The 25,904-nt window shown below is 77.0% G+C and carries 24 protein-coding genes and 1 pseudogene; 15 read left to right on the top strand and 10 right to left on the bottom strand.

Annotated features, from left to right (window positions below; translation table 11 throughout):
• Nucleotides 1–277, bottom strand: a pseudogene (locus F1544_RS11160) (hypothetical protein); the annotation flags it as partial.
• 156 nt (nucleotides 278–433) lie between these two features.
• The gene (locus F1544_RS11155; protein WP_167585246.1) at nucleotides 434–1,765 is read right to left on the bottom strand and encodes a UDP-glucose dehydrogenase family protein; all 1,332 of its coding nucleotides are present in this window, start codon (nucleotides 1,763–1,765) and stop codon (nucleotides 434–436) included.
• A 199-nt stretch (nucleotides 1,766–1,964) separates the two neighbouring features.
• On the opposite strand from F1544_RS11155, the gene F1544_RS11150 reads away from it, so the two are divergent.
• Nucleotides 1,965–3,041, top strand: a complete 1,077-nt coding sequence (locus F1544_RS11150; protein WP_167585244.1) for a cell wall-binding repeat-containing protein — start codon at nucleotides 1,965–1,967, stop codon at nucleotides 3,039–3,041.
• Between the two features lie 67 nt (nucleotides 3,042–3,108).
• On the opposite strand, the gene F1544_RS11145 is transcribed toward F1544_RS11150, so the two are convergent.
• Together F1544_RS11145 and F1544_RS11140 are read right to left on the bottom strand one after the other, a co-directional pair.
• Entirely contained in the window at nucleotides 3,109–3,483 is a 375-nt protein-coding gene (locus F1544_RS11145) for a DUF2304 domain-containing protein (protein ID WP_167585242.1), read from the bottom strand.
• 4 nt (nucleotides 3,484–3,487) lie between these two features.
• Nucleotides 3,488–4,180 carry a glycosyltransferase family 2 protein gene (locus tag F1544_RS11140; protein WP_167585240.1) on the bottom strand — a complete coding sequence of 231 codons (693 nt, stop codon included), beginning with the start codon at nucleotides 4,178–4,180 and terminating at the stop codon, nucleotides 3,488–3,490.
• Nucleotides 4,181–4,327: 147 nt separating this feature from the next.
• On the opposite strand from F1544_RS11140, the gene F1544_RS11135 reads away from it, so the two are divergent.
• From F1544_RS11135 to F1544_RS11105, 7 genes are read left to right on the top strand one after another with little or no spacing between them, the layout of a single operon-like run.
• Nucleotides 4,328–4,963 (top strand): acyltransferase, encoded by a 636-nt coding sequence (locus F1544_RS11135; RefSeq protein ID WP_167585238.1) that lies wholly within the window; start codon nucleotides 4,328–4,330, stop codon nucleotides 4,961–4,963.
• Complete coding sequence (locus F1544_RS11130; protein WP_167585236.1) at nucleotides 4,960–6,075, top strand: DegT/DnrJ/EryC1/StrS family aminotransferase; 1,116 nt, start codon at nucleotides 4,960–4,962, stop codon at nucleotides 6,073–6,075. Before F1544_RS11135 ends, F1544_RS11130 begins: the two co-directional genes overlap by 4 nt.
• The gene (locus tag F1544_RS11125) at nucleotides 6,072–7,118 is read left to right on the top strand and encodes a Gfo/Idh/MocA family protein (RefSeq protein ID WP_208971685.1); all 1,047 of its coding nucleotides are present in this window, start codon (nucleotides 6,072–6,074) and stop codon (nucleotides 7,116–7,118) included. The genes F1544_RS11130 and F1544_RS11125 overlap by 4 nt, the downstream gene beginning before the upstream one ends.
• On the top strand, nucleotides 7,115–8,167 hold the full coding sequence (locus F1544_RS11120) for a glycosyltransferase family protein (protein ID WP_167585234.1): 1,053 nt from the start codon (nucleotides 7,115–7,117) through the stop codon (nucleotides 8,165–8,167). Before F1544_RS11125 ends, F1544_RS11120 begins: the two co-directional genes overlap by 4 nt.
• Nucleotides 8,164–9,588, top strand: a complete 1,425-nt coding sequence (locus F1544_RS11115; RefSeq protein WP_167585232.1) for a lipopolysaccharide biosynthesis protein — start codon at nucleotides 8,164–8,166, stop codon at nucleotides 9,586–9,588. The genes F1544_RS11120 and F1544_RS11115 overlap by 4 nt, the downstream gene beginning before the upstream one ends.
• Nucleotides 9,589–9,617: 29 nt before the next feature.
• A complete protein-coding gene (locus F1544_RS11110; protein WP_167585230.1) occupies nucleotides 9,618–10,880 on the top strand; it encodes a nucleotide sugar dehydrogenase in 1,263 nt (420 codons plus the stop codon).
• A gap of 40 nt (nucleotides 10,881–10,920) precedes the next feature.
• Nucleotides 10,921–11,478 (top strand): GyrI-like domain-containing protein, encoded by a 558-nt coding sequence (locus tag F1544_RS11105; protein ID WP_208971684.1) that lies wholly within the window; start codon nucleotides 10,921–10,923, stop codon nucleotides 11,476–11,478.
• 110 nt (nucleotides 11,479–11,588) lie between these two features.
• Here the strand turns inward: F1544_RS11105 and F1544_RS11100 are convergent, their stop codons facing one another.
• On the bottom strand, nucleotides 11,589–12,770 hold the full coding sequence (locus tag F1544_RS11100) for an oxygenase MpaB family protein (RefSeq protein WP_167585228.1): 1,182 nt from the start codon (nucleotides 12,768–12,770) through the stop codon (nucleotides 11,589–11,591).
• A gap of 200 nt (nucleotides 12,771–12,970) precedes the next feature.
• On the opposite strand from F1544_RS11100, the gene F1544_RS11095 reads away from it, so the two are divergent.
• Entirely contained in the window at nucleotides 12,971–14,488 is a 1,518-nt protein-coding gene (locus F1544_RS11095; protein WP_208971683.1) for a multidrug effflux MFS transporter, read from the top strand.
• A 134-nt stretch (nucleotides 14,489–14,622) separates the two neighbouring features.
• Here F1544_RS11095 and F1544_RS11090 read toward each other — a convergent pair whose 3' ends face one another.
• On the bottom strand, nucleotides 14,623–14,961 hold the full coding sequence (locus tag F1544_RS11090) for a YnfA family protein (RefSeq protein ID WP_167585226.1): 339 nt from the start codon (nucleotides 14,959–14,961) through the stop codon (nucleotides 14,623–14,625).
• Between the two features lie 84 nt (nucleotides 14,962–15,045).
• On the opposite strand from F1544_RS11090, the gene F1544_RS11085 reads away from it, so the two are divergent.
• Nucleotides 15,046–15,984: a DUF808 domain-containing protein gene (locus F1544_RS11085; RefSeq protein ID WP_167585223.1), complete on the top strand. Its 939-nt coding sequence runs from the start codon at nucleotides 15,046–15,048 to the stop codon at nucleotides 15,982–15,984.
• A gap of 9 nt (nucleotides 15,985–15,993) precedes the next feature.
• On the opposite strand, the gene F1544_RS24360 is transcribed toward F1544_RS11085, so the two are convergent.
• Nucleotides 15,994–16,494 carry a GNAT family N-acetyltransferase gene (locus F1544_RS24360; protein ID WP_208971682.1) on the bottom strand — a complete coding sequence of 167 codons (501 nt, stop codon included), beginning with the start codon at nucleotides 16,492–16,494 and terminating at the stop codon, nucleotides 15,994–15,996.
• Nucleotides 16,491–17,621 (bottom strand): glycosyltransferase, encoded by a 1,131-nt coding sequence (locus F1544_RS24355; protein ID WP_208971681.1) that lies wholly within the window; start codon nucleotides 17,619–17,621, stop codon nucleotides 16,491–16,493. Before F1544_RS24355 ends, F1544_RS24360 begins: the two co-directional genes overlap by 4 nt.
• A gap of 68 nt (nucleotides 17,622–17,689) precedes the next feature.
• Here F1544_RS24355 and F1544_RS11075 point away from each other — a divergent pair, with 68 nt between their 5' ends.
• From F1544_RS11075 to F1544_RS11065, 3 genes are read left to right on the top strand one after another with little or no spacing between them, the layout of a single operon-like run.
• A complete protein-coding gene (locus F1544_RS11075) occupies nucleotides 17,690–18,859 on the top strand; it encodes a glycosyltransferase (RefSeq protein ID WP_167585221.1) in 1,170 nt (389 codons plus the stop codon).
• A gap of 20 nt (nucleotides 18,860–18,879) precedes the next feature.
• Nucleotides 18,880–20,205: a nucleotide sugar dehydrogenase gene (locus F1544_RS11070; RefSeq protein WP_167585259.1), complete on the top strand. Its 1,326-nt coding sequence runs from the start codon at nucleotides 18,880–18,882 to the stop codon at nucleotides 20,203–20,205.
• Nucleotides 20,202–22,289, top strand: coding sequence for a DUF6541 family protein (locus tag F1544_RS11065; RefSeq protein ID WP_167585219.1), 2,088 nt, complete (start codon nucleotides 20,202–20,204; stop codon nucleotides 22,287–22,289). Before F1544_RS11070 ends, F1544_RS11065 begins: the two co-directional genes overlap by 4 nt.
• On the opposite strand, the gene F1544_RS11060 is transcribed toward F1544_RS11065, so the two are convergent.
• A complete protein-coding gene (locus tag F1544_RS11060; protein WP_167585217.1) occupies nucleotides 22,253–23,248 on the bottom strand; it encodes a DMT family transporter in 996 nt (331 codons plus the stop codon). The two genes, F1544_RS11065 and F1544_RS11060, sit on opposite strands and share 37 nt — an antisense overlap.
• Before the next feature lie 72 nt (nucleotides 23,249–23,320).
• Between F1544_RS11060 and F1544_RS11055 the strand changes: the two genes are divergently transcribed.
• Nucleotides 23,321–24,211 (top strand): LysR family transcriptional regulator, encoded by an 891-nt coding sequence (locus F1544_RS11055; RefSeq protein WP_167585215.1) that lies wholly within the window; start codon nucleotides 23,321–23,323, stop codon nucleotides 24,209–24,211.
• A gap of 38 nt (nucleotides 24,212–24,249) precedes the next feature.
• Here F1544_RS11055 and F1544_RS11050 read toward each other — a convergent pair whose 3' ends face one another.
• Nucleotides 24,250–25,110: an enoyl-CoA hydratase/isomerase family protein gene (locus F1544_RS11050; RefSeq protein WP_167585214.1), complete on the bottom strand. Its 861-nt coding sequence runs from the start codon at nucleotides 25,108–25,110 to the stop codon at nucleotides 24,250–24,252.
• Nucleotides 25,111–25,199: 89 nt separating this feature from the next.
• On the opposite strand from F1544_RS11050, the gene F1544_RS11045 reads away from it, so the two are divergent.
• On the top strand, nucleotides 25,200–25,766 hold the full coding sequence (locus tag F1544_RS11045) for a TetR/AcrR family transcriptional regulator (protein ID WP_167585212.1): 567 nt from the start codon (nucleotides 25,200–25,202) through the stop codon (nucleotides 25,764–25,766).
• Nucleotides 25,767–25,904: the final 138 nt, after the last annotated feature.

The raw sequence follows: 25,904 nt of genomic DNA, 5'->3' as shown, positions 1-25,904 counted from the left end.
GGGCCAGGCGCTGCTGCTGACCCGCGGGGCGGTCGGTGGGCCGGCGCCGCACGGGCCGGCCGTAGGTGGTGCTGTTCGCCGTCGGCCCGCCACCGGCCGGGGGACCCGCGGGCGCCGAGCGGACGGGCCGCACGGGCTCCGCGTGCTCGGCGGGGACCGTCGGGAGGGCCCGCGTGGCCTCGGGTGCCACCGGTCGCCGCACGGCCGTGGGCCGTCCGCCGGTGCGGGGGGCCTGGCGCGTCGGCTGCTCGTCGCGGTGGGGAGGCTCGGCGGGCATCCGGCCACACTACGACCGCGATCACCCGCCGCGGGGCCCCTCGGGCCGCCCCGGCGGCGTGGCGCCGGATCCTCGCGGCGCCGTCACGGGTGCTCCACACGCCCGCCCCGGTGCGGCCCCGGGGGGGCCGCGCGCGGACGGGTCCGGCGGGTCGCCTCAGCCGCGCGGGCGGCCGAGTGCCCGGTAGGTCCAGCCCGCCGCGCGCCAGCGCGCGGGGTCCAGCGCGTTGCGGCCGTCGAGGATGCGCTTCTCGCGGACCAGCCCGGCCAGCACGGCCGGGTCGAGCTCGCGGTACTCCTTCCACTCCGTCAGCAGCAGCACCACGTGCGCACCGCGCACGGCCTCCTCGACGGTCTCGGCGTAGGAGATGTCCGGCAGCGCCTTGCGGGCGTTGTCCAGCGCGGCCGGGTCGGTCAGCACCACGTCACCGCCCTGCAGCCGGATCTGCGCGGCCACGTTCAGCGCGGGGGAGTCGCGGATGTCGTCGGACTCGGGCTTGAACGCCGCGCCCAGCACGGCGACCCGCTTGCCGATCAGGGAGCCGTCGCAGACCTCGCGGGCCAGGTCGACCATCCGGATGCGGCGGCGCATGTTGATCGAGTCGACCTCGCGCAGGAACGTCAGCGTCTGGTCCGCGCCCAGCTCACCCGCGCGGGCCATGAACGCGCGGATGTCCTTGGGCAGGCACCCGCCGCCGAAGCCGAGACCCGCGTTGAGGAACTTGCGGCCGATCCGGTCGTCGTGACCGATCGCGTCCGCGAGCTGGGTGATGTCGGCGTTGACCTTCTCGCACAGCTCGGCCATCGCGTTGATGAAGGAGATCTTGGTGGCCAGGAACGAGTTCGCGGCCACCTTGACCAGCTCCGCGGTCTGGTAGTCGGTGACGATCAGCGGCGTGGCGCGGCTCAGCGGCGTGGCGTAGACCTCGTCCAGCACGGCCTTCGCGGCCAGGCCCTCGGGGGAGTCCTGACCGCCGGGCACGCCGTAGACCAGGCGGTCCGGGTGCAGCGTGTCCTCCACCGCGTGGCCCTCGCGCAGGAACTCCGGGTTCCACGCCAGACCGCGGCTGGTCGGGGCCAGCTCCGCGATCCGGGTCGCCAGCCGCGCCGCCGTGCCCACCGGGACGGTGGACTTGCCGACGATCAGCTCACCCTCGCCGACGTGGGGCAGCAGGGCGTCCACGGCCGCGTCGACGTAGGTCATGTCGGCCGCGAACTCCCCGCGCTTCTGGGGCGTACCCACGCACACGAAGTGCACCGCCGAGCCCGCCGCGGCGGCGATGTCGGTGGTGAAGGTGAGCCGGCCCGTGGCCATCGTCCGCTCGAGCAGCTCCGGCAGGCCGGGCTCGTAGAAGGGCGCCCGCGCCGCCTGCAGCGCAGCGATCTTCTCCGGGTCCACGTCGATCCCGATGACCTCGTGACCCAGCTCCGCCATGCACGCGGCGTGCACCGCGCCGAGGTACCCGCAACCGATGACCGTCATCCTCATGGCGCAACCGTAGTGGTGGGTAGCGTGCGCAGGACAGACTGTGACGCGGCAGCGGCGTCCACCGCTGCTCCGCCTGTGCACCGAGCGGTGCAATCTCGTGACACGCTGTGCTCAAGTCTGCCACGTCCACGTCGAGACAAGGGGTGAGTTCCGCGCCTGCTCGGCCGGACGATCGCCTCGTCGCCCTGGAAGGGTTCCCATGCGCCTGCGCCCCCGCGCCCTCGGCCTCGCCGCCCTGGCCGTCAGCTCCTGCCTCGTCGCGGGAGCGGCCGCCCCGGCCTCCGCCGCGCCCGGTGACGTCGACCTCAAGGCCGCCGCGGTCCAGCGCGTCTCCGGCGCCGGCCGCGTCGAGACCGCCGTCGCCGCCGCCGCGTCCTTCGCCGGCGGCAAGGCCGACGCGGTCGTGATCGCCCGCTCCGACAACTTCGCCGACTCCCTCGCCGCGGCCCCGCTGGCCTCGGACAAGGGCGGCCCGCTGCTGCTCACGAGCCCCGGCGCGCTGCAGTCGCAGGTCGCCGACGCGATCCGCGACGTGCTCAAGCCCGGCGGCACCGTCTACCTCCTCGGCGGCACCGGCGCGCTGTCGGCGGGCGTGGAGTCCTCCGTGCGCGGCCTCACCGGCGTCGGCACGGTCACCCGCGTCTCGGGCGCCAACCGCTACGCGACCGCGGTCGCGGTGGCCAAGCTGCTGCCCGCCGCCGCGGACGTCGCGCTGGTCACCGGCGGCAACTTCCCCGACGGGCTCGCGGCCGGCGCGCTCATGGGCGTCGTCGACTCCTCGACCAACCACTCCCTCGGCGTCGTGCTCCTGACCAACGGCGGCGTCATGCCGCAGGAGACGATCGACTACGTCAACGCCCGCGGCTTCGCCACCGGGGGCACCGTCCTGGCCGTCGGCGGGCAGGCCGTCCAGGCCGCCGGCGCCGTCGGCGGGATGATCCCCGTCGCCGGCAACTCCCGCTACGACACCGCCGCGGCCGTGGCCCGGCTCTTCACCTCGAAGATGTTCTTCACCGACGCGACCCAGCTCGTGGGCATCGCGACGGGGGAGAACTGGCCCGACGCGCTCGCCGGGTCCGCGCTGCTCGCCTACGGCGGCGGCCCGCTCGTCCTCACCAAGGGCCAGTCCCTGCCGGACGGGTCCGCCGAGGCCCTGCGCAGCCTGCAGTCCGACGCCCGCGGCGCCGGCGCCCAGGTCACCCAGGCCCTGATCTTCGGCGGGTCCGACGTCGTCTCCGACGGCGTCGCGGCCCAGGTGACCACCGCCCTGCAGTGATGCCTCGGGGGTGACCCTTCAGCGGTGACCCCTCAGCAGTGAGGTGAAGACGGTGACGGTCGGGCGCTCAGGCGCCCGGCCGTCCTGCGTTCCCGGGGCCGTCCACGCCGCGCTCGCGCGCCTCCTCGTCGAGGGCGAGGCGCCGGGTCAGCTCGGCGACCTTCGACTCCAGCACGCGCGTGCGGCGGTAGGAGGAGGCGATGAAGCCGAGGAAGGCGACGACCAGGCCGTAGAGCACCAGGTCCGTGCCGCGCCCGACGCCGACCTTCTCCGCGACCCAGGTCACCGCACCGGGGACCAGGACGCTGGTGACGGCCAGGACGCCGAGCAGCACGAGCAGGATGCGCCGCACCGCCTGGTGCCGGACGTCGGACGTGCTGCGCACGAGCACGGCGCCCACGACGAGCAGGGCGACGACGAGCACCCCCTGGATCAGCAGCACGCGCTCACCCGAGGATCGTCTCGACGAGGATGTTCACGCTGTTCAGCAGGGACTGGCCCTTGGCGCGCGAGTAGTCGGTGTAGCGGATCTCGACGGGCTGCTCGACCCACGGCAGCCCCGAGCGGCCGACGAGGGAGACGATCTCGCTCGCGTGCGCCATCCGGTGGTGGGTGATCCGCAGCGAGCCGACCGCGCGCCGCGACAGCGCCCGCAGGCCGTTGTGGGCGTCGGTGAGCCGGACGCCGGTCGTCAGGTTCGTGTAGTGCACGGCGGAGCGCAGGACCACGCGGCGCAGCCGCGGCACCTCGGTGCGCCCGTCGAGGAAGCGCGAGCCGAACACGACGTCGGCCTCGCCGTCGCGCAGCCGCTGCACCATCGCCACGGCGTCCTCGACGCGGTGCTGGCCGTCGGCGTCGAAGGTGACGACGAACCGCGCGGACGCGTCGCGCAGCGCGAAGTCGAAGCCCGTCTGCAGGGCGGCGCCCTGGCCCAGGTTGATGCAGTGCCGCACGACGCGGGCGCCCGCGCGACGTGCCTGCTCGGCCGAGCCGTCCGTGCTGCCGTCGTCGACGCAGACGACCTGGGGGAAGGTGCGGCGCAGCTCGCGCACGACGTCCCCGACGGCCGTGGCCTCCTGGTAGAGCGGCACGACGACCCAGGTGTCGTCCCCGGGGCTGCCGGGTGCGGCTGCGGTCATCGTTCGCTCTCCTCTCCCTGCGCGCGTCCTGCGGCGGCGGCCCGCGCGGTGCGGCGGCCCCCCATCATGGTCCGTCGCGCGGGGTGGTGGTGCGCCGCGCGGGGCGGCGCGTCCCCGTCGGCGCGGCCCGCTCCTAGACTCGCGGGCATGACTGCCGACGCCCGTCCCGCGACGGTCGAGCCGAGCGCGGACGTGGCGCCCGACGCCGCGCTGGGCGCCGGGACCCGCGTGTGGCACCTGGCCCAGGTCCGCGAGGGCGCGCAGCTCGGCGCGGAGTGCGTCGTCGGCCGCGGCGCCTACGTCGGGCCCGGGGTCGTCGTGGGCGACCGCTGCAAGCTGCAGAACGCGGCCCTCGTCTACGAGCCGGCCGTGCTGGGCGACGGCGTGTTCGTCGGCCCGGCGGCGGTCCTGACCAACGACCTGCGCCCGCGCGCCGTGACGCCCGACGGGGCGCTGAAGTCGGCCGCGGACTGGACGGCGGTCGGCGTCGAGGTGCGCTCGGGGGCCTCGATCGGCGCGCGCGCCGTGTGCGTCGCGCCCGTCGTCGTGGGCCGCTGGGCGATGGTCGCGGCCGGCGCGGTCGTGACCCGCGACGTGCCCGACCACGCTCTCGTCGCGGGCGTGCCCGCCCGCCGGGTCGGTTGGGTGGGGGCGAGCGGGGCGCGCCTGGTCGCCGAGGGGGAGCTGTGGCGCTGCCCCGACACCGGGGTGCTGCACCGCGAGGCCGGGGCGGGCCTCGAGGCCGTGTCCGGACCGGGCGTCGAGGGGCGGGCGATCGCGTGAGCGGCGTCGTGCCCATCCCCATCGCCCGCCCGCAGATCGGCGAGCAGGAGCAGGCCGCCGTCGCGGCGGTCCTCGCCAGCGGCCGCCTGGTCCAGGGCAGCGAGGTCGCCGCGTTCGAGGAGGAGTTCTGCGCGCAGGTCGTCGCGGGCCGCCGCGGGATCGCCGTGAACTCCGGGACCTCCGCGCTGCACGTGGGCCTGCTGGCGCTCGGGATCGGCCCCGGCGACGAGGTCGTCGTGCCGTCGTTCACCTTCGCCGCCACGGCGAACGCCGTCCGGCTGTGCGGGGGCGTCCCCGTGTTCGCCGACGTCGACCCCGTCACGTTCTGCCTGGACCCGGCCGCGGTCGAGGCCGCCCTGACCCCGCGCACGCGGGCCGTCGTCCCGGTCCACCTGTTCGGCCAGCCCGCCGACATGACGCGGATCGGTGCGCTCGCCGCCGAGCACGGGCTGCGGGTGCTGGAGGACGCGGCGCAGGCCCACGGCGCCACCTGGCAGGGCGCGCCGGTCGGCGCGCTCGGGGACGCGGGGGCGTTCTCGTTCTACCCGACGAAGAACATGACGTCGGGGGAGGGCGGGATGCTCACCACCGCCGACGCGGGCGTCGAGCGGACCGCGCGGCTGCTGCGCAACCAGGGCATGGAGGAGCGCTACCGCAACGAGATCGTCGGCCTGAACTACCGCATGACCGACGTGCACGCGGCCATCGGCCGGGTGCAGCTGCGGCGCCTCGCGGAGTGGACGGCGGCCCGCCGGCGCAACGCCGCGGCGCTCACGGCCGCCCTGACGGACCTGGGCGTGCCCGGGATCACGCTGCCCCGCACCGCCTCCGGGGCCGGGCACGTGTGGCACCAGTACACGCTGCGGGTCGCCGCCGGCCGCGACGCGTTCGTCGAGGAGCTCACCCGGCGCGGGGTCGGGGCCGCCGCCTACTACCCCGTCGGGGTCCACCGCCTGCCCGCCCACGCCGACGGCGTCGTCCCGAACCCGCTGCCGCACACCGACGCCGCGGCCGCGGAGGTCTGCTCGATCCCCGTGCACCCGGGGCTGGGCGAGGGCGACGTCGAGCGCATCGCGGAGGCCGTCGACGCGGCCGCCCGCCTCCTCGCGTGAGCGCGCCCGCCCCGCTGCGCGCGGGACTCGTGGGCCTGGGCGTCATGGGGCGCCACCACGCGCGCGTCCTGAACTCCCTGCCGGGCGTCGAGCTGGTGTGCGTCGTCGACGCCGCGGCCGCCGATCCGCAGGTGGCGCAGCTGGTCCCGGCCGGCGTGCCGGTCTCCACCGACGTCGGGGCGCTGCTCGCGGCCCGCGTCGACCTCGTCGTCGTCGCGGTGCCGACGGCCCTGCACGAGGCGGTCGCCGTCCCGCTGCTGGAGGCGGGGGTCTCCGTGCTCGTGGAGAAGCCCCTGGCGCACACGGCCGAGTCCGCCCGCCGCATCCTCGAGGCCGCGCAGCGCCCGGGCGTCGTCGCCGCCGTCGGGCACATCGAGCGGTGCAACCCGGCGCTGCGGGAGCTGCGCCGCCGCACGGCCCGCGGCGACCTCGGCCGCCTGCACCAGGTCCAGACCCGCCGGCAGGGCCCCTTCCCGGCGCGCATCGGCGACGTCGGCGTCGTGAAGGACCTCGGTACCCACGACATCGACCTCACGGCGTGGATCACGGGCGCGCCGTACACGGCGGTGTCGGCGCGCACCGCCCACCGCGCCGGCCGCGCCCACGAGGACCTCGCCGTCGTCGTCGGGACCCTCGCCGACGGCACCATCGCGAACCACGTCGTGAACTGGCTCTCGCCCGTGAAGGAGCGCGTCACGGTCGTCACGGGGGAGGGCGGCACCCTCGTCGCGGACACGCTGACGGCCGACCTCACGCTGCACGCCAACGGGTCCGTGCCCGTCTCGTGGGAGGCGCTCGCGGGTTTCCGCGGCGTCAGCGAGGGCGACGTGACGCGGTTCGCGTTCCCCAAGCCCGAACCCGTGCGCACCGAGCTCGAGGGCTTCCGCGACGCCGTGCGGGCCGTCCGCGACGGCGACGCGCCCGCCCCCGCCGACGCGGTGGTCACGGCCGTGGAGGGCCTGCTCGTCGTCGAGGTCGCCGAGGCGGTGCTGCTGTCGGCCGCGCAGGGCCGCACGGTCGACCTGCCCGCGCCGCCGTCGTGAGCGGGACGGCCTCCGAACCGCGGGTCCTGCACGTCAACGACTGCGCGTCCACCACCGTCCAGCTCGTCGCCGAGGCCGGTCGCCGCGGACTGCCGTGGCACTACCTGCCGCTGGCGGGGCAGCGGCCGGGGCAGGGGCAGGGGCGGGGCCGCCGCGGCGACTGGTCGGGCGTCGCCGGCCGGCTCGCGTTCGCCGGCGCGGGCGCGCGCTGGGCGCTCGAGCTCGGCGCCCGGGCCGCGCGCGCGGACCTGCTGCACGTGCACTACGCGAGCGTCGCCCGGCACACGGGCTGGACGCGGCGCCCGTTCGTCCTGCACGCCCACGGCACCGACGTCCGCAGCCAGCAGTACGAACCCCGCTGGACGGGGCCGATCCGGGCCGCGCTGCGCGACGCCGTCGCCGTGCACTACTCCACGCCCGACCTCGCCGAGCACGTCCTGCCGCACCGCGGCGACGCGACGTACTTCCCCGTCCCCCTGGACCTGACCGCCCTGCCGGCTCGCCGCGGCGGGGGCGGGGTCCTGTTCGCCTCCCGCTGGGAGGCCGTCAAGGGCCTGGACGAGCAGCTCGCCACGGCCCGCGCGCTGCGCGCCGCGCTGCCGGCCGACGTGGAGCTGACGGGCCTGGACTGGGGGCCGGGCGCGCCCGCCGCGGCGGCGGCCGGCGTGCGGCTGCTGCCCCGCCGCCCGCGCGCGGGGTTCCTGGACCTGCTCGCCGGCGCCGACGTCGTGGTCGGGCAGGGCAGCGGGATGCTCGCGGCCAGCGAGCTCGAGGCCGTCGGCACGGGCGTGCCGGTCGTCGCGGCGCTGCGCCCCGACTGGTACCCGCCGTCGGCGCCCGACGCGCAGCCCGCCGTGCTCGGCGGCACGGCCGCCTGGTTCGCGGGCGCGGGGCAGCGCACCGACGCCGTCGTCGACGCGGTCCGCGCCGCCCTCGCCGACCCGGACGCCGTGGCCCGCGACCTCGACGGCCCCGCCTGGCTCGGCCGGACCCACGACGTCGTCGCGGCCGCCGAGCGCCTGCGCCGCCAGTACCGGACCCTGGCGTGAGGCGCCTGCCCGTCCTGCCCGTGCTCGCGGTCGCGGCGGCGTGGAGCGTCGTCGGCGTCGTCCTGTCGGGGCTGACCCGCACGGGCTACACGCTGATCCTGGGCAACACCGAGGGCCCCGCGCTGACGGGCGTCGTCGGCGCGCAGATCTCCCTCGCGGTCCTCGCGACCATGCTGTGGCCGGCCGCGACGGGCTCGGCCGCGTCGAAGTTCGTCGCCCGGGCGCAGGGGGCGGGCGACGAGCCGCTGGCCGCGGGGGTCGCCGCCCACCTGGGCCGCCGCACGCTCGCGACGGGCGCAGTGACCGCCGTCCTGGCCGGTGTCGCCGCCGTCGTCGTCCTCGGTGAACGGCCCGCGACGGCGCTCGCCGTCCTGCCGCTCGTCCTGGGCTACTCCGCCTACCTGCTGACCCGCGGTGTGCTGCTGGGGCAGGGCCGGGTCGCCCGCTCGACCCGCGCGGAGCTCGTCGCGCTGGTCGTCTCGCTCGGCGGGCTCGCGCTGGTGCTCGTGCGGGGCGCCACGCCGCTGGTGCTGCTGCCGCTCGCCGGGGGCTACGTCGCCTACGCCGCCCTGGGCTGGCCCCGGCGGTCCGCGGGCGGGGCCGTGGAGCCCGGGCTGCGGCGCGAGATGGACGCCTTCGTCGCGTGGGGCGTGCTGGGCAACGTCGCGAGCGCCGGGCTGCTGCAGCTCTGCCTCGTCGTCGCGGGCGCGACCCGACCCGACGCCGAGGTGGGCCTGCTCACGGCCGCGGTGGCGCTCGCGACCCCGGCCTCGCTCGTGGCCCGCTCGCTCGTGCAGGTGCTCTTCCCGACGATGGCCCGCAGCGTCGGGGCGGGCGACCACGACGCCGTGCGCCGCCAGACCGACGTCGTCACGCGCGGCATCGTCACGGTCTTCGTCCCCGCCTTCGCCGTCCTCGTGCTCGCGGCGCGGCCCCTGCTGCGGCTCGTCGGCACCGACTTCGGCGGCGGGACCACGGCCCTGCGGATCCTGCTCGTCGCCGTCCTGCTCACCACGCTGCCGGTCGCGGCCGTCGCGGCCATGACCAGCGGGGTGGCCGCGGGCATCCGCCGCTCGGCGCTCATGAGCGCCACGGGCCTCGCCGTGGGCGTCGTCGGGCTCTCCGTGCTCACCGGGCCGTTCGGCATCGAGGGCATCGCGGTCGCCTACCTCCTCGGCGCCCTGGTCACGGTCGCGCTGCCGTGGGCGTGGACGTGGCGCGCGCAGGGGCAGCGCTGGACGGGGCTCACCGTGCGCACCGGTCTGGGGCTCGCGGCGATCGTCGCGGCGCTGGCCGTCCAGGCCGCCCTGCCCGCGGGCACCTGGTGGGGGACGGCGCTGCCCGCCGCGGTGCTCGTCGCCGGGTGGGCCGCGGCCTCGGCGCGCGACGTCCGGGCCCTGCTCGGGGGCCGCCTACAGTGACCGGGGCAACCGCGAGGGGTGGGGGATCCGTGAGACTGGTCGTCATCGGCCTGGGGTACGTGGGGCTGCCGCTGGCGCTGGAGGCCTGCCGCGCCGGGCTGCACGTCACGGGCCTGGACACGAGCGAGGCCGCGACGGGCGGGCTCAGCGCCGGCCGCTCGCACGTCGGCGACGTGTCCGACGCCGACGTCGCCACGATGCTCGCGCAGGGCTTCACCGCCACGACCGACCCGGCCGTCCTGGCCGAGGCCGACGTCGTCGTCATCTGCGTGCCGACCCCGCTGCTCGACGGCCAGCCCGACCTGCGCTCGGTGCGCGCCGCGACGCAGGCCGTCGCCGAGCGGCTGCACCCCGGGATGCTCGTGGTCCTGGAGTCCACGACGTACCCGGGCACGACCGACGACGTCGTCCGCCCCGTGCTGGAGGAGGTCTCCGGCCTGCGCGCCGGGCAGGACTTCTCCCTCGCGTTCTCCCCCGAGCGCATCGACCCGGGCAACGCGCACTTCTCGCTGCGCAACACCCCCAAGGTCGTCGGCGGGGTGACCGCGGCCTGCACCGCCGCGGCCGCGGAGTTCTACCGCCGGGTCGTCGACGAGGTCGTGCCGGCCAAGGGCGCCCGCGAGGCCGAGATGGCCAAGCTGCTCGAGAACACCTACCGCCACGTCAACATCGCCCTGGTCAACGAGATGGCCGTGTTCTGCCACGACCTCGGCGTCGACCTCTGGGACGCGATCGACGCGGCCGCCACCAAGCCGTTCGGGTTCGAGGCGTTCCGGCCCGGCCCCGGCGTCGGCGGGCACTGCATCCCCATCGACCCGAACTACCTCTCCTACGCCGTGCGCACGTCCGGCCGGGAGTTCCAGTTCGTCGAGCTGGCCCAGTCGATCAACGACGGCATGCCCGCGCACGTCGTCGACCGCGTCGAGGCGCTGCTCGCCGGGCGCGGCCGGGCGCTGCGGGGCGCCCGCACCCTCGTCCTCGGCGTCGCCTACAAGGCCGACGTGGCCGACACGCGGGAGACGCCCGCGACCGCCGTCGTCCGGGCGCTCCGTGCGCGGGGCGCCGTCGTGGAGTTCCACGACCCGCACGTCGCGGCGTTCGCGGTGGACGGCGAGGCCGTGACCCCCACCCCCGCGACGCTCCCCGAGGCGCTCGCGGGCGCGGACGTGTCGGTCCTGCTCACCGCGCACGCCGAGTACTTCCCGGACCTGCTGATCGAGCACGCCCGGCTGCTGTTCGACGCCCGCGGCCACACGCGCCGCTCGCCGGCGGAGGACGTCGAGCTGCTCTGACCGCGCCGCCCGGGACCCGCTGCGAGGGAGGACCGCTGGAGTGTCCGGAACCACCGCGGAGCCCTGGGACGTCCGGCGGGTCCACCGGGAGCTCTACGCGCCGCCCCGCGAGCTCGCGCTCGTGCGGGTCCCGCCGCTCGACGTCATCGCGGTGGACGGCGAGGGCGACCCGAACACGGCGCCCGCCTACGCCGGCGCGGTCCAGGCGCTGTTCACCCTCGCCTACGCGCTGAGGTTCCAGGACCGGGCCGAGGGCCGGGACGGACGGGTCGGTCCGCTGGAGGCGCTGTGGCGCGCGGCGGACCCCCGCGCCTTCACCCGGCGCGAGAAGGACGCGTGGGCGTGGACCGCGCTCCTGACGCTGCCGGCCGGGACCACCGACGAGGCCCTGGAGCGGACCCGGGCGTCGGCGGCCGCGCGCAAGCCGCTCGTGACCCTCGACCGGCCGCGCCGCCGCACCCTCGAGGAGGGGCTCTGCGTCCACGTCCTGCACGTCGGCCCCTACGACGAGGAGGGCCCCGTGCTGGCGCGGCTGCACGAGGAGTTCCTGCCGCCCACGGCCTCACGTTCGCGGGCGACCACCACGAGGTGTACCTGAACGACCCGCGCCGGACGCGGCCCGAGCGGCTGCGCACGGTCCTGCGCCAGCCCGTCCGCCCGCTGGACGCGGGGCTCGCCGACCGGTGAGTGAGCCGGTGAGGGCCGGCGTCAGCCGTGCTCGTAGCCGGTCGCGTCGCGACGGCCCTTCGCGTGCCAGCGCGCCACGAGGACGTTCACCCGCAGCACGGCCGACCACAGCGGCGGGACCCGGCGCAGGGCCCGGCGCTGCCACCGCATCGCGGCGACGGCCACGGGAGCCACGGCGAGGGCCGTGCGGTGCCGGCGGACTCCCAGGGCGTCGGCCAGCTCCTCGCCCTGCATGCGCCGCGACACCGTGTGCACCAGCTGCCCGGCCGCCCACAGCGGCACGTACCCCAGGTCGTGCAGCGCCTGCGCGATCGCGCCCAGCCCCACCTCGGTGAGCCGGCGCGAGTCCTCGCTGGGCGGGCCGGTGACGGCGGCGACCCGCCGCTCCAGCCGGGACGCGGTGCACCCGTCGAGCACCCCGCGCAGCAGCCCGGGGTCCGCGCGGTGGCCGATGCCCAGCAGCCGGCCCAGGTGCTGCCAGAAGCGGTAGAGCGTCCGCTGCTCCTCGTCGGTGAGGTCCATGCCGATCGTGGCCGCGGCCTCGATCGTCACGAGGGTGAAGTCGAGCCAGGTGCGGGCCAGGTCGACCTGGTGCAGCGGCAGCACCTGCGCCTGCGGGCGCGCCCGTGCGAGGCCGTTGCGGATGCGGGCGTGCAGCAGCCGCACCTCGGCGGTCGCGACGTAGCCCGGGGCTCCGCGCCGCAGGCCGCCCGGCAGCATGCAGAGGTTGATCCAGTGCGCGGTGTCGAGCAGCCGCTGGTAGGCGCGCTCGACCAGCTCGCCGGTGCCGACGAGCACGGCCGCGGGCTCCGGCGGGGCGTAGGAGCGGATCAGCGCGCCCGCGCCCAGGTCGTAGATGTGCGCGGGGAACGGGATGGTGAAGTACGGCAGGCTGCCGCGGTCGAGGAGCTCGTCGTCGACCGCGTCGCACGCCGCCTCGAGCTCGGCGAGCAGGGCCGCGACCGCGGGGTGCGGGTCGGCCACGGCGGCCAGGCCCGAGCGCAGCCCGAGGGAGACCTGCGCACGCAGCGCCGGGTCGGCCGAGAGCGCCGCGGCCGCGGCCTCGCCCAGCGGGTCACCCGTGCGCAGGGCCGCCTCGACCTCCGGGTCGGGGGCCGGGGCCGGAGCGTGCCGCGCCGCGACGACGGCGGCGGTGCGCGCACCGGCGCCCGCCGGGGGGAGCCCGGAGACGACACTGCTCATCGGATCGTGCCCGCCGGGTTCTGCTCACCGGACGCCTCGTGGCTCACCTGGACATCGTGCCTCCGCTTCCCCCGTCCGGCCCGGTCGGGGTGATCAGGGCCACCCGCGCGTGGTCGCAGGCGCACCGACGCAGCGCGCTGCTGCGACGTTTCGTCGCGGCGCAGCGGGGAAAGCTCACCGGTGCGCCCGGGCAACGGGCGGTGGGCGGCCTCCCGGGCGCGCCCGAGACCACCCGCGAGGAGATCCCGCTGCCCATGCCGCGCCGCACCGCCCCCGCCGGTCCTCCCCGCACCCCCCGCCCGCGTCGTCCGCACGCCCCCGCGGGCGCCGTCGCCCCGCCCCGCCGTCCGGACTCCGGGACGTCGGATGCCCGGGACGTCGTCCCCGACGAGAGCACCGCCGTCGCGGACGCCGCGACCGCCGAGGTCGCCCCGTCGGTCGCCGGCCCGGAGTCGCCGGAGCTCCTCACGGCCCCGGCGCCCGCCCCGCCCCGCACGACCGGGCTGGTCGTCCTGCTCGGGTCGATGGCCGCGCTGGGCGCGATCAACACCGACCTCTACCTGCCGTCCCTGCCCCGGGTGGCGAGGGACCTGCACGGCTCCGCCGCGGCCGCCCAGCTCACCATCACCGTCGTGCTCGTGGGGATGGCGCTCGGCCAGCTGGCCGTCGGCCCGCTGAGCGACCGGTACGGCCGCCGCCGCCCGGTCGTCGTGGGGTGCGCCGTGTTCGTCCTGGCGTCGCTCGGCTGCCTGGTGGCGCCGAACCTGCCGCTGCTCGTCGGGCTCCGCTTCCTGCAGGGCATCGGTGTCTCGGCGGGCGCGGTCACGGGCGTGGCCGTGGTCCGCGACCTCTACACGGGGTCCGTGGCGGCGCGGCTGATGTCGCGCCTCGTCCTCGTGATCGGCGTGGCGCCGCTGTTCGCCCCGACCGTCGGCGGCGCGCTCGCGGGCCTGGCGGGGTGGCGGTTCGTGTTCGTGGTCCTGGCGCTCGCGGGCGTCGGCGTCCTGCTCGCGACGTGGCGGCGGCTGCCGGAGACGCACCGTCCCGCTGCTTCCCCGGAGCCGGCCCCCGAGAGGGCCTCGCGCGGCTTCGTCCTGCAGGTGCTCACGACCTACGTCCGCCTCCTGCGCGACGCCCGCTTCGTGGCCTTCGCCGCGCTGCCGGGCCTCTCGATGGCCGTGATCGTCTGCTACGTCTCGGTCTCGCCGTTCGTGCTGCAGGAGGCGCACGGCCTCAGCACGACGCAGTTCGCGCTGCTGTTCGCCGTCAACGGCGTCGCGCTCGTCGGGGGGTCGCAGGTCAACGCGGCGCTGGTGACGCGCGTCGCCCCGGCGCGGGTGCTCCGCGTCGCCGTGCCGCTCGCGGTCCTGCTCGCGGGGGTGCTGCTCGCAGTGGTCCTCACCGGTGCGGGCGGGCTCGTCGGACTGCTGGTCCCGCTGTGGTTCCTGCTGGGCGTGGGCAGCCTGGTGCCGCCGAACGCCGTGACCCTCGCCCTCGCCGAGCACGGGCGGACCGCCGGGTCGGCCTCCGCGCTCATCACCGCGGCGCAGTCCGGCGTGGGCGGCGGGGTGGGCATCATGGCCGGGGCGCTCGGCGGCGACGCCGTCGCGATGGCGTCGGTCATGCTCGCGGCGACCGTCGTGTCGCTGCTGGCTCTCGGCGTCGCCTCCCGCCCGCGCCGGCGGGTGCAGGACGAGGTGGGCGTCGCGGTCGTCTGATCAGCCGCGCTCGGACCCCGCCTGTCTCGCCCGGCGTACCGGAACGCTGGCCTCGTGCTGCGACACGCCGCCGCAGCGGGGAGCCTGACCGGCGCGTCGCGTGATGACGCCAGCGTTCCGGTACGCGGCGGTGCCTAGGCCGCGCCGCGCGGGGCGTACATGATCACGGCGACGCCGATGAGGCAGACCAGGGCGCCGACGACGTCGAAGCGGTCGGGGCGGTACCCGTCGACCGCGGCGGCCCACACCAGCGACCCGGCGACGAAGACGCCGCCGTACGCGGCGAGGATCCGCCCGAAGTGCGCCTCGGGCTGCAGCGTGGCGACGAACCCGTAGAGGCCGAGGGCGATGACGCCGGCCCCGATCCACGCCCAGCCGCGGTGCTCGCGGACGCCCTGCCACACCAGCCACGCGCCGCCGATCTCGGCCACCGCGGCCACCACGAAGAGGACGAGGGAGCGCGCGACGGTCATGGCGGCACGTTAGGGGAGGGCCGGCCGGCTCCGGCCTGGCACGATCGGGCAGGTGCGCGTGACGGTCGAGGACGAGGAGCTCCGGTGAGTGGTGGACTCGTGGCCCTGCTGGACGACGTGGCCGTGCTCGCCCGGGCGGCCGCCGCCTCCCTCGACGACGTCGGTGCCGCCGCCGCGCGGGCCGGCGTGAAGGCCGCCGGGGTCGTCGTGGACGACACCGCCGTCACGCCGCAGTACGTGCGCGGCCTGAGCGCTCAGCGCGAGCTGCCGATCATCCGGCGCATCGCCCTGGGCTCGCTGCGCAACAAGCTGCTGGTGATCCTCCCGGCGGTGCTGCTGCTGAGCCAGTTCCTGCCCTTCCTGCTCACCCCGATCCTCATGGTCGGCGGCGCGTACCTCTGCTACGAGGGCGCGGAGAAGGTCTGGGCAAAGGTGAGCGGGCACGGGCACGGCGCCCCTGAGGGGGAGCTGCCGGACGAGGGGACCATCGTCTCGGGGGCCGTGCGCACCGACTTCATCCTGTCCGCGGAGATCATGGTGATCTCCCTCAACGAGGTGGCCGACGAGCCGTTCCTGTCCCGGGCGGTGATCCTCGCGGTCGTCGGGGTCGTCATCACCGTCCTCGTCTACGGCGTCGTCGCCCTGATCGTGAAGATGGACGACGCCGGCCTGCGCCTGGCGTCCCTGCCGAGCCGGGCCGCGGCCCGCTTCGGCCGCGGTCTGGTGACGGCGATGCCGCGCCTGCTCACCGTCCTCACTGTGGTCGGGACCGCCGCGATGCTCTGGGTCGGCGGGCACATCCTGCTCGTGGGGACCGACGAGCTGGGGCTGCACGCCCTCTACGGCGCCGTGCACCACGTCGAGGAGGCCGCCCACGACGCGGCCGGGTCCCTCGGGGGCCTCGTGGGCTGGCTGGTGAACACGCTGGCCAGCGCGGTCCTCGGGCTCGTCGTCGGCGCGCTGGTCGTGGTCGTCGTGACCTTCGCGATGCGTGGGCGCCGGGCCCGCGCCCAGCCGCACTGAGCCGCTGCGTCAGGCGTGGCGGTAGCGGACCTCGCGCAGCAGCACGCCCCGGTGGTCCTCGGTCTTGACGCCGCCGTCGGCGACCCAGCCGCGGTGCTCGTAGAAGCCACGGGCGCGGGCGTTGCCCTCCAGCGTCCACAGCACGCACCCCTGGTGCCCGCGGGCGGCGAGGTCGTCCAGGGCGGCGGTGAGCAGGGCGCCGCCGACGCCGCGCCCCCACGCCTTGGGGTGGACGTAGAGCGCGTACACCTCACCCGCCTCGGCCGGGACGTCGTCGTCGCGCACCGGGCCGGTCGTGGCGAAGCCCCGCACCCGCCCGTCGTCGGCGACCAGGACGCGGGCCCCGTCGGCCAGGCGCTGGGCCCAGGTCCCGACGCGGTCCGCGACGGACAGCGCGTCGAGGTAGGCGTCCTCGACGAGGCCGCGGTAGCCGACCTGCCAGCCGGTGACGTGCACCTCCGCGACGGCCGGGGCGTCCGCCGGGCGCGCCGGGCGCACGACGACGCTCACCGCTGCGCCGCCCACGCCTCCACGGCCTCGGCGAACTCGCGGCCCTGCGTGTTCCAGTCGTGGTGCGCGAGCGCCGCGGTGTGCCCGGCGACGCGCATGGCCTGGCGCCGCGCGGGGTCGTCGCGCAGCGCGAGCACGGCCGCGAGGAGCCCGTCGACGTCGCCGTGGTCCACGACCACCCCGGCGCCGGAGCTCTCGGCGAGCGCCGCGCACGCGGGGTTCGGGGTGGTGATGAACGGCACGCCGTGGGCGAGGTACTCCAGGGCCTTGCTGGGCTGGCTCTGCAGGTAGTTGTCGTGGCGGTGCAGCAGGACGAGCCCGGCCAGGGCGCCGGGGAGGCGCTGCAGCGCAACGGCGTTGGGGACGAAGCCGCGGTAGTCCAGGCGGGGGTCGTCGACGGCCCGCAGGCGCGCGTCCAGCGCCGGGGCGGCGTTGCCGATGAGCTCCAGCCGCACGTCGTCCGGCAGGCGCCGGACGAGCTCGAGCATCTCCTCGATGCCGCGGGCCGTGGTGAGGGCGCCCACGTAGATCAGCCGGTGGGGTTCGCCGGGGCCGGGCGGCACCTCCTCGGGGAGCTCCGCGGGCACGCGCGGGGAGTTCGGGACGATCGGGTGCGTCCCCGCGAACCGGCCCGCGTAGGCGTGCTCGGCCAGGGTCAGGTGCAGGCGCCGCTCGGTGTACCCCTCGACCGCGGTGGCGACCGCCGTGGCGGGCCGCTTCACGGGGCCGGGGATCCAGGTCGTCATCTCCATCTGCGCGGGGACGTCCTCGTGCACGTCCCACACGACGGCCGGGGCGTCCCGGCGGCCGCGGCGCGGGCGGCCCAGGGCGAGCAGGACGGGGAGCAGTTCCGGGTCGTGGCCGATGACGACGTCGTGGTGGCGCGCGAGGCGCCGCGCGATCCGCCCGGCCGTCACCACGGGGCCGAGGCGGTGGCGCCCCACCGAGCGCGGGACGTCGACCCCGCGGACCCCCGCGGGCGGCTCGACGCCGAAGGCCGTGAACGGCGCCAGGTAGGTGACCTCGTGACCCCGCTCGAGGAGGCTGCGGACCTGCCGGTTGTGGATCCGCGCGTCCATCGGGGGGTGGGCGACGGTGATGACGAGGATCCGCAGCGGTCGGGGCACCCGGCGAGGATAGGGGCGCGGGCGACGCGGGCCGGGTCGCGGACGGGGGCGCCGGTACGGTCGGCGGCGTGCCGCGCGTCGTGATCGCCTCCCGCATCTACGCCCCCGAACCGGCGGCCGCGGCCTACCGGCTGGGGGCGCTGGGGCGGGCCCTGGCGCGGCGCGGCGCCGCCGTCGACGTCCTCACGAGCCGCGCCCCGCAGGGGCGGACCACGGACGCCGGGGTGCGCGTGCGCCGCTGGCCCGTCCTGCGCGACGCGAGCGGCGCGGTCCGCGGCTACCTGCCCTACGCCAGCTACGACGTGCCGCTGCTGCTGCGGCTGGCGCTCGCGCGCCGCCCGGACGTGGTGGTCGTCGAGCCGCCGCCGACCACGGGGGCCGTGGTCGCCGCGGTGTGCGCCGCGCGCCGGATCCCGTACGTCTACTACGCGGCCGACCTGCTGTCGGTCGCCGCGGCCGGCAGCGGTGTGTCGCCGGCCGTCGTGCGGGTGCTGCGCGCGGTGGAGGGGGCGGTCCTGCGCCGCGCCGCGCGGGTGCTCACGGTGTCCGACCCCGTGGCCGACGTGGTGCGGACGTTCGGGGTGCGCGACGAGCGGCTGGAGGTCGTCGGCTCGGGTGTGGACGTCGACGCGTTCGCCAGCGAACCCGCTGCGGCGCAGCAGGAGGAGCTGCTGGTCTACGCGGGGACGATGTCCGAGGTCCACGGCGCGGGGCTGTTCGTCGAGGCCTTCGGCCTCGTCGCGGCGCGCCGCCCCGGTGCGCGCCTGGTCATGTTCGGCGGCGGGGTGGACCGCGAGGCGATGCGGGCGCGCGCCGAGGAGCTCGCCCCCGGCCGCGTCACGTTCCCGGGCCCCGTCCCGGCCGCGCAGGTCGCGGCCGCCTTCCGCGGTGCCCGCGCGGGCCTGGCGTCCCTGCGGCCCGGCGGCGGGTACGAGTTCGCCATCGTCACCAAGGTGTTCGCGGCCACGGCGTGCGGCGCGCCCGTCGTCTACGCGGGCCCCGGCCCGTGCGCGGGCCTCGTGCGCCGCCACGGCCTGGGCTGGGCCGTCGACTTCACGCCCGACGCCGTCGCGGCGGCGATGGAGGAGGCGCTGGCCGCGCCACCTGCGCCCGATGAGCGGCGGCGGCTGGCCGCGTGGACGCGCACCGACGCGTCCCTGACCGGAGTCGCCGACCGCGCCGCGGCCGCCGTCCTGCGGGTGGCCGGGGCGCGGGCCGGCGGCGGGAGCAGGCCGTGAGCAGTGGCAGGCTGCCCGTCGTGCGCGTCACCGTCGTGGGTCTGGGGAAGATCGGTCTGCCGCTCGCGGTGGAGTACGCCGTCAACGGCGCGGAGGTCGTCGGGGCGGACCTCGACGCCTCCCTCATCGCGACCGTCGCCACGGGCACCGCGCCGTGGGCCGAAGAGGCGCACCTGGCCGAGCGGCTCGCCGCCGTCGTCGCGGCCGGCTCCCTGACCGCCACGACCGACACGGCCGCGGCCGTCGCCGGCAGCGACGTCGTCGTGGTCGTCGTCCCGCTGGTCGTCGACGACGAGGCCCGGCCGGAGTTCACGGCCATGGACGCCGCCAGCCGCGACGTCGCCCGCGGCCTGCGCCCCGGCACCCTCGTCGTCTACGAGACGACCCTGCCCGTCGGCACCACGCGCGACCGACTGCTGCCGCTGCTGCGCGAGCACAGCACCCTGGCCCCGGACGACGAGCTGCTCGTCGCCTTCTCGCCTGAGCGCGTCCTCACCGGCCGGGTCTTCGCCGACCTGCGCCGCTACCCCAAGCTCGTCGGCGGGGTGGACGAGGCCAGCGCGCGCCGGGCCACCGCCTTCTACGACGCGGTGCTGCGCTTCGACGAGCGCCCGGACCTGCCGCGGCCCAACGGCGTGTGGGACCTGGGCAGCGCCGAGGCCGCGGAGCTCGCCAAGCTCGCCGAGACCACCTACCGCGACGTGAACATCGCCCTCGCCAACCAGTTCGCGCTCTTCGCGCAGGGCCGGGGCATCGACTTCACGGCCGTCGCGGAGGCCTGCAACTCCCAGCCCTACAGCCACCTGCACCGCCCCGGCGTCGCGGTCGGCGGCCACTGCATCCCCGTCTACCCGCGCCTCTACCTGCACTCCGACCCGGACGCCGACGTCGTGCGCACGGCCCGTGCCGCCAACGAGCGGATGCCCGCCGCGACCGTCGACCTGCTCGCGGCCGAGCTCGCCGCGCTGGGCCGCGACCTCACCGGGCTGCGCGTCGTCGTGCTGGGCGCGGCCTACCGCGGCGGGGTGCGGGAGACGGCGTTCAGCGGGGTCTTCCCCCTGGTCGCCGCGCTCACCGCGCGCGGTGCGGTGCCCGTCGTGCACGACCCGCTGTTCACCGACGCGGAGCTGCGCGAGCGCGGCCTCGCCCCGCACCACCTGGGCGAGCCCGCCGACGCCGCGATCGTGCAGGCCGACCACCGCGGCTACGCCGAGCTGTCGGCGGCGGACCTGCCCGGGCTGCTGGCGCTCGTCGACGGGCGCGGCACCACGCGCGCGCAGGGCTGGGACGGTGTCCGCCGGGTGGTGCTGGGCCGCGGGGTCCCCGCCGCCGCGGACCACCGGTGATCGGCACCGCCAGCCGCTGGGTCGAGGCGGGGACGCCGCTGACCGACGCCGCGACCCTGCTCGCCGCGGCCGCGTGGATCCTCGTGCCGGGCGTCCTCGTGCTGCGCGCCGCGGGGGTGCGGCGCCTCGCGCTCCTGCTGGGGGCCGCGGCACCGGTCTCGTTGGGCGTCCTCACGCTCGCGGCCGCGGGGGCCGCCCTCGCGGGCGTCCCGTTCGCGTGGTGGTCGGCGGCCGTCGTCGCGGTCGTCGTCGTCCTGCTCACCGCGGTTGCGCACCGCGTGCTGCGCGGGCGCCGGGACCCGGACGGGGAGCGGGCCCGGACGCCGCGCGCCCGCACCGAGACGGTCGTCGTCGCGGTGCTGCTCGTGGCGGCCGCCGCCTACGTCCTGGAGCTCACCCGCCGCGGCTTCGGGACGCTCGGCACACCGTCGCAGGAGTACGACGTCGTCACGCACACGATGGTCACGGCGCGCCTGCTCTTCACGGGCGACGCGGCCCCGTGGCGGGCCCTGGCGCTGGACCCGGTGACCGGGGCCGGCGCGCGGTACTACCCGAGCGGCCTGCACGAGTGGGCGGCCATCGTCGCCGGGACCGGCTCGTCCTGGGGCGCCACGGCCGTCAGCGGCTTCAACGCCACGAGCGTCCTCGTGCTGGCGCTGGTCCAGCCGCTGGGCCTCCTCGCCCTCGGCGACCGCGCCCTCGAGCGGCACGGCCGGGTGGCCGGGGCGGCCGCGGCCCTGGTCTCGGTCCTGGCCTACCAGCCGCTGCAGGCCATGCACCACGACTCCGGCGCGCTGCCCAACGCCACGGCCATCGCCCTCGGCCCGGGCCTCATCGCGCTGCTGCTGCCCCCGCGCGACGTCGCCGCCCGCGGACGGGCCGTCGCCGGGGCGGTGCTCGGCCTGCGGCCCCTGCTGCCGCGGGTCCTGCCGGTGGCGCTGGGCTGCATCGGCGCCGTGAGCGTGCACCCCACCGCGGCGGTGACGGCCGCGGGCGGCGTCGGCGGCTGGCTGCTCGGTGAGCTGCTGCTGCGCCGGCGCTGGCCCCTGCCGTGTCGGTGGGCCGTCGTCGTCGCCGGGGCCGCCGTCCTCGCCGGCCTCGTCCTGCGGCCCATGCTGGGCTCGGCCGCCACCGCGGGCGTCGGGTCCTCGACGCGCTTCGCCCGCGACGTGCCCGCCACGGACCTGCGCTCGGCGCTGTGGCGCGTGCTGTCGCAGCCCCTGCAGGGCGCGATCGACCCGGACCTCACGCACCACCAGTGGTGGCTCGCGGTCGCCGTGGTGGTCGGGGCGCTGCTCGCGGGCCGCCGCGCCGGGGGAGCCCTCGTCGCGTGGCTGCTGTGGACGGCGGTCTCCGTCGCCTTCCTCACGGGCGCGACCGGGCCCGGGCTGACGACGATCTGGGACACGGCCTACAACTCCTACTTCCGCATCAGCGGGCACGGCTCCGGCTGGGCGTGGCTGCTCGCGGGCGTCGGCGCCGTGCGGCTCGCGGAGCTCGTCGGCGCGCGCACGTCCCGGGCGGCCGTCGCCGTGCCCGTCGTGGCCGGGGTCTTGGCGCTCGCCGTGGCCGCCGGGACCGCGGTGCAGAGCGGGCCCACCGAGGTCCGCGCGCTGCGCGAGCGCTACGCCGACCCGCAGTACCAGCGCGTCGACGACGACGACCTGGCCGCGGGCCGCTGGCTCGCCGCGAACGTCGCCCCGGGCGAGCGGGTGCTCAACTCCGGCAACGACGGCTCGACCTACGACTACGTCCTCTACGAGGTCCCGATCCTCAGCGCCACGGTCGTCGGTACCGGCGGCCTGCCCGGCGTCCGCACCCTGCTCGCGCACTTCCGCGAGTTCCCCACCGACCCCGCCGTGCGGGCGATCGCGCGCGAGGAGGACGTCCGCTGGGTCGTCGTCGACGGCGACGCGCCGTGGCTCCCGATCCGCGGCGAGGTCGCGCAGTTCTTCTCCTCCGACGTCTACCAGGTGCCGCCGGGCCTCCAGGGCCTGGACGACGTGCCGGGCGTCAGCGCCGTCTTCCGCAGCGGCACGGTGACCGTCTACGCCGTGGACCCCGCGGCGCTCGCCGCCGGCTGAGGGGGCGGCCCGCCGCCCAGCACCTTCTCGCCGGGGCCGGTCGCGTCGTGCGCGAGCCGCTCCACGCGCTGGCCCCACGCGGCGCCCGCGACGACCAGCACCGCGCCCAGCGCACCGACCGCGCCGAGGTGCTCCCCGGCCACGACGAGCCCGAACAGCACGGCCCACAGCGGTTCCGTCCCCAGCAGCAGGCTGGTGCGCGCCGCCGAGGCCCGCGCCAGCGCCCACGACTGGGCCAGGAACGCGAACGCGGTGCAGCCCACGGCCAGGTGCGCCACGAGCAGCCACTGCTCCGGCCCGGCCGCGCGGACCCCGGCGAGCACGGCGCCCGGGGCGAGCAGGGTGACCGCGACCGCGCCCGTCGCGGCCTGCGCGGTGGAGAGCACGACGAGGTCGACGGCCCGGCCGCGGGTGGCCCGCCCCAGGCACGTGACGTGCACCGCCCGCACGACGGCGGCGGCGAGGACCAGGAGGTCCCCGACGGCGGGCCGCCCCAGCCCGCCGCGGCCCACGAGCAGGGCCACGCCGGCCAGGACGACGACCCCGGCGGCGAAGAACGCCGGCGGCAGCAGGCGGCGCGTGAACGCGCCCTCCACCAGCGGCGTGAGGAGCACGGTCGTGGAGATGAGGAGCCCCGCTGAGGTCGCCGTCGTCGTGGCCACCCCCTGCGTCTCCAGGGCCAGCACCGCCGTCTGCGTCAGCCCGAAGACGAGCCCCAGGAGCACGTCGCGGCCCCGCACCGCCCGCCGCCGGGCCACGACCACGAGCCCGAGCACCAGCGCCGCCCCGCCCGAGCGCAGGGCCAGGGTCGCGGCCACGCCCAGGTCCCCGACGCTGCGCTGGGCCGCGAGGTAGCTGCTGCCCCAGACGACCGCCACGAGGAGCAGGACGACGTCGACGCGGGAGAACCGGCCCGCGCGGGTGCCCGGGGCGGGGGAGGGGGGTCGGAGAGCGCTCACCCGGCGATCATCGGCCGGTCGGACCGTTCAGACCAGGGGCCAGTTCGTGAAGCGGCGCTTTAGCATCGCTTCATGGACGTCCGGCAGCTGCTGCTGCTCCGCGAGCTCGCCGAGCGAGGTTCGCTGACCGCCGTGGCCCTCGCCCTGCACGTCAGCCCGTCCGCGGTGTCGCAGCAGCTGGCCGCGCTGCAGCGCACGGTCGCGACCCCGCTGACCGAGAAGCGCGGCCGGCGCCTGGCCCTGACCCCGGCCGGGCACGCGCTGGCCGAGGCCGCCGTGGACGTCGCCGCGGCCCTGGACCGGGCCGAGCGCGCCGTCGGCGAGCACCTCGAGTCCCGCACCGTGCCCGTGCGGGTCTGCGCGTTCCACAGCGCCGCGCTGGCCTGGTTCGGGCCGCTGCTGAGCGCGGTGGGGGAGACCGGCGGCCCGCCCGTGCACCTCGCCGACCACGACGTGGCCCAGGAGGACTTCCCCCGCCTCGTCGCCGACCACGACCTCGTGATCGCCCACCGCCCCGAGACCGGCCCGCCCTGGCCGCGGCGGTCCCTGCACACGACCCACCTGCTGCTGGAGCCGATGCACGTCGCCCTCGCGGCCGGGGACCCCCTCGCCCGCCTGCGGGTGCTGCGCGTGGCGGACGTCGCCGGCCGGCGCTGGATCAGCGTCCACGACGGCTTCCCGCTCACGGGCGCGCTGGACGCCGTCGCCGTCGCCGCCCGCCACCCCCTCGACGTCGCCCACCACCTCAACGAGTTCGCCGTCGCGGCCGACGTCGTCGCCACCGGCGACGCGGTCGCCCTCCTGCCCGCCCGCACCACCCGCCCCGACCCGCGCCTCGTGCTGCGCCCGCTGGCCGACCTCGACGTGCGCCGCAGCATCGACGTCCTGGCCCGCCCCGAGGCGCTCGCCCGCCGCGGGGTCGCCGAGGTCCTCGCCCTGCTGCGAGGCCTGGCCACCCCCTGACGGCCTGCCCCGGGCGGAGCGGGGCCCGGGACTCCGGATCAGGCCGTCGTGGAGTAGGGGACGGCGTCCAGCAGTCCCTCGAGGTCGTGCTCACCGGCAGGCGTCTGCGCCCCGGCCTGCAGCGCCGTGCGGATGCGTTCCACGACGTGCTCGGGCGAGGGGTAGACGCGGACGTGCGCCTGCGCCTCCTCGTGCAGGTGCGGAACCGCTCCGCTGGCCTCGGCGGCGTCGAGCGCCTGCACCGCGGCGGCGGCCACGCCGGCGGGCAGCGCCGCGATGCGGCGGGCGAGCGCGTCGACGAAGGCGTCGAGCTCGTCGTCGGCGAGGGTGCGGTTGACCCACCCGTAGCGCTCGGCCAGCTCGGCGGGGAAGAGCTCGGCACCGAGGACGATCTCCAGGGCGCGCGGGCGCCCGACCAGCCGGTTCAGGTACTGGGTGCCCCCGCCGCCGGGGAAGATCCCCATCCGGGTCTCGGGCTGGGCCAGCCAGGTCCGCCCGGCCGCGGCGAAGCGCATGTCCGCGGCCATGGCCAGTTCGGCACCGCCGGCGCGCAGGCGTCCGCGCAGCTTGGCGATCGTGATCTGGGGCAGCGCGCGGAAGCGCTCGTTGAGCTGCTGCAGCGGGTTCAGCCGGGCATCGCCGTCCTCGTCGGCCAGAGCCATCAGCGTGGTGCCGTCGAGCATCCACTCCATGTCGGCGTGCGCGACGAAGTAGTCCTCGTTCGCGCTCTGCAGCACGATCACGCGGACCGTCTCGTCGGTGGCGACGGTCTCGGCGAACCGCTTGAGGTCGCCTCCCAGGGCGGCGCCCAGGACGTTGACCGGTGCGTGGTCCAGCGTCACCCAGGCCACGCCGTCGGCCTGGTGGACGCGCAGCGTGGAGAAGTCGTCGTAGGTCATGGTGGTCAGCCCGTCGTCTCGCAGGTTTCTGTAGTGGTCACTACAGAATGACCGTAGCACGCTTCTTTAACGACCGTTACACTCGTGGGATGGCTGGCCGACCGCGCACCTTCGACCGAGACGTGGCCCTGGAACAGGCCATGCACGCCTTCTGGGAGCAGGGGTACGCCGCCACGACGGTGTCTCACCTGACCCGGCGCATCGGCATCGCGGCTCCCAGCCTGTACGCCGCCTTCGGTGACAAGCAGGCGCTCTTCGACGAGGTCACCGAGCTCTACGTGGGCAGGCTCGAGGAGCGGCTGGACGAGGACCTGGCGGCTCCCACGGCCCGCGTGGCCGTCGAGGCGGTCCTGCGCACCGCAGCCGACGCGTTCACCGCCACCGGCACGCCGGCCGGCTGCCTGGTCATGGGCGAGCCCATGCTCGCGAGCCGACGCGCGGCGACGCGGGAGGCCGTCGCCCGGCGACTGCACCGCGCCGTCGAGGCCGGTGAGCTGACCTCGCACGAGGAGGCCGACGAGCTGGGCGCCTACCTCGACACGGTCCTGGCCGGTCTCGAAGCGCGGGCCCGCGACGGCGCGGACACCCGGGAACTGCAGACCGCCGTCACGCGGGCGTTGCGCGCCTGGCCCTCGAGCACGCCCGCCTCCGCCTGACCGCCACGCTGCGCCACCGGCCCAGGACTGCCACCGTCGCGACCTGGGACTCCGGGCACGATCCAGGTCAGGGGCGGGACGGGCCTGCCGACCCGTCCCGGACGCAGGCCTTCGGGCCCGGGCGGACGGCAGGCGACC

This window comes from Kineococcus rubinsiae (assembly GCF_011839805.1).
Classification (GTDB): Bacteria; Actinomycetota; Actinomycetes; order Actinomycetales; family Kineococcaceae; genus Kineococcus; species Kineococcus rubinsiae.
Note: the sequence above shows the minus strand (reverse complement) of the source record. Positions and strands in the feature narration are given on the sequence as shown.

Excerpts from the sequence above, each read along its gene's own strand:
- F1544_RS11155 (WP_167585246.1), bottom strand. The coding sequence starts at position 1,765 with ATGAGGATGACGGTCATCGGTTGCGGGTACCTCGGCGCGGTGCACGCC.
- F1544_RS11150 (WP_167585244.1), top strand. The coding sequence starts at position 1,965 with ATGCGCCTGCGCCCCCGCGCCCTCGGCCTCGCCGCCCTGGCCGTCAGC.
- F1544_RS11140 (WP_167585240.1), bottom strand. The coding sequence starts at position 4,180 with ATGACCGCAGCCGCACCCGGCAGCCCCGGGGACGACACCTGGGTCGTC.
- F1544_RS11135 (WP_167585238.1), top strand. The coding sequence starts at position 4,328 with ATGACTGCCGACGCCCGTCCCGCGACGGTCGAGCCGAGCGCGGACGTG.
- F1544_RS11100 (WP_167585228.1), bottom strand. The coding sequence starts at position 12,770 with ATGAGCAGTGTCGTCTCCGGGCTCCCCCCGGCGGGCGCCGGTGCGCGC.
- F1544_RS11090 (WP_167585226.1), bottom strand. The coding sequence starts at position 14,961 with ATGACCGTCGCGCGCTCCCTCGTCCTCTTCGTGGTGGCCGCGGTGGCC.
- F1544_RS11055 (WP_167585215.1), top strand. The coding sequence starts at position 23,321 with ATGGACGTCCGGCAGCTGCTGCTGCTCCGCGAGCTCGCCGAGCGAGGT.
- F1544_RS11050 (WP_167585214.1), bottom strand. The coding sequence starts at position 25,110 with ATGACCTACGACGACTTCTCCACGCTGCGCGTCCACCAGGCCGACGGC.
- F1544_RS11045 (WP_167585212.1), top strand. The coding sequence starts at position 25,200 with ATGGCTGGCCGACCGCGCACCTTCGACCGAGACGTGGCCCTGGAACAG.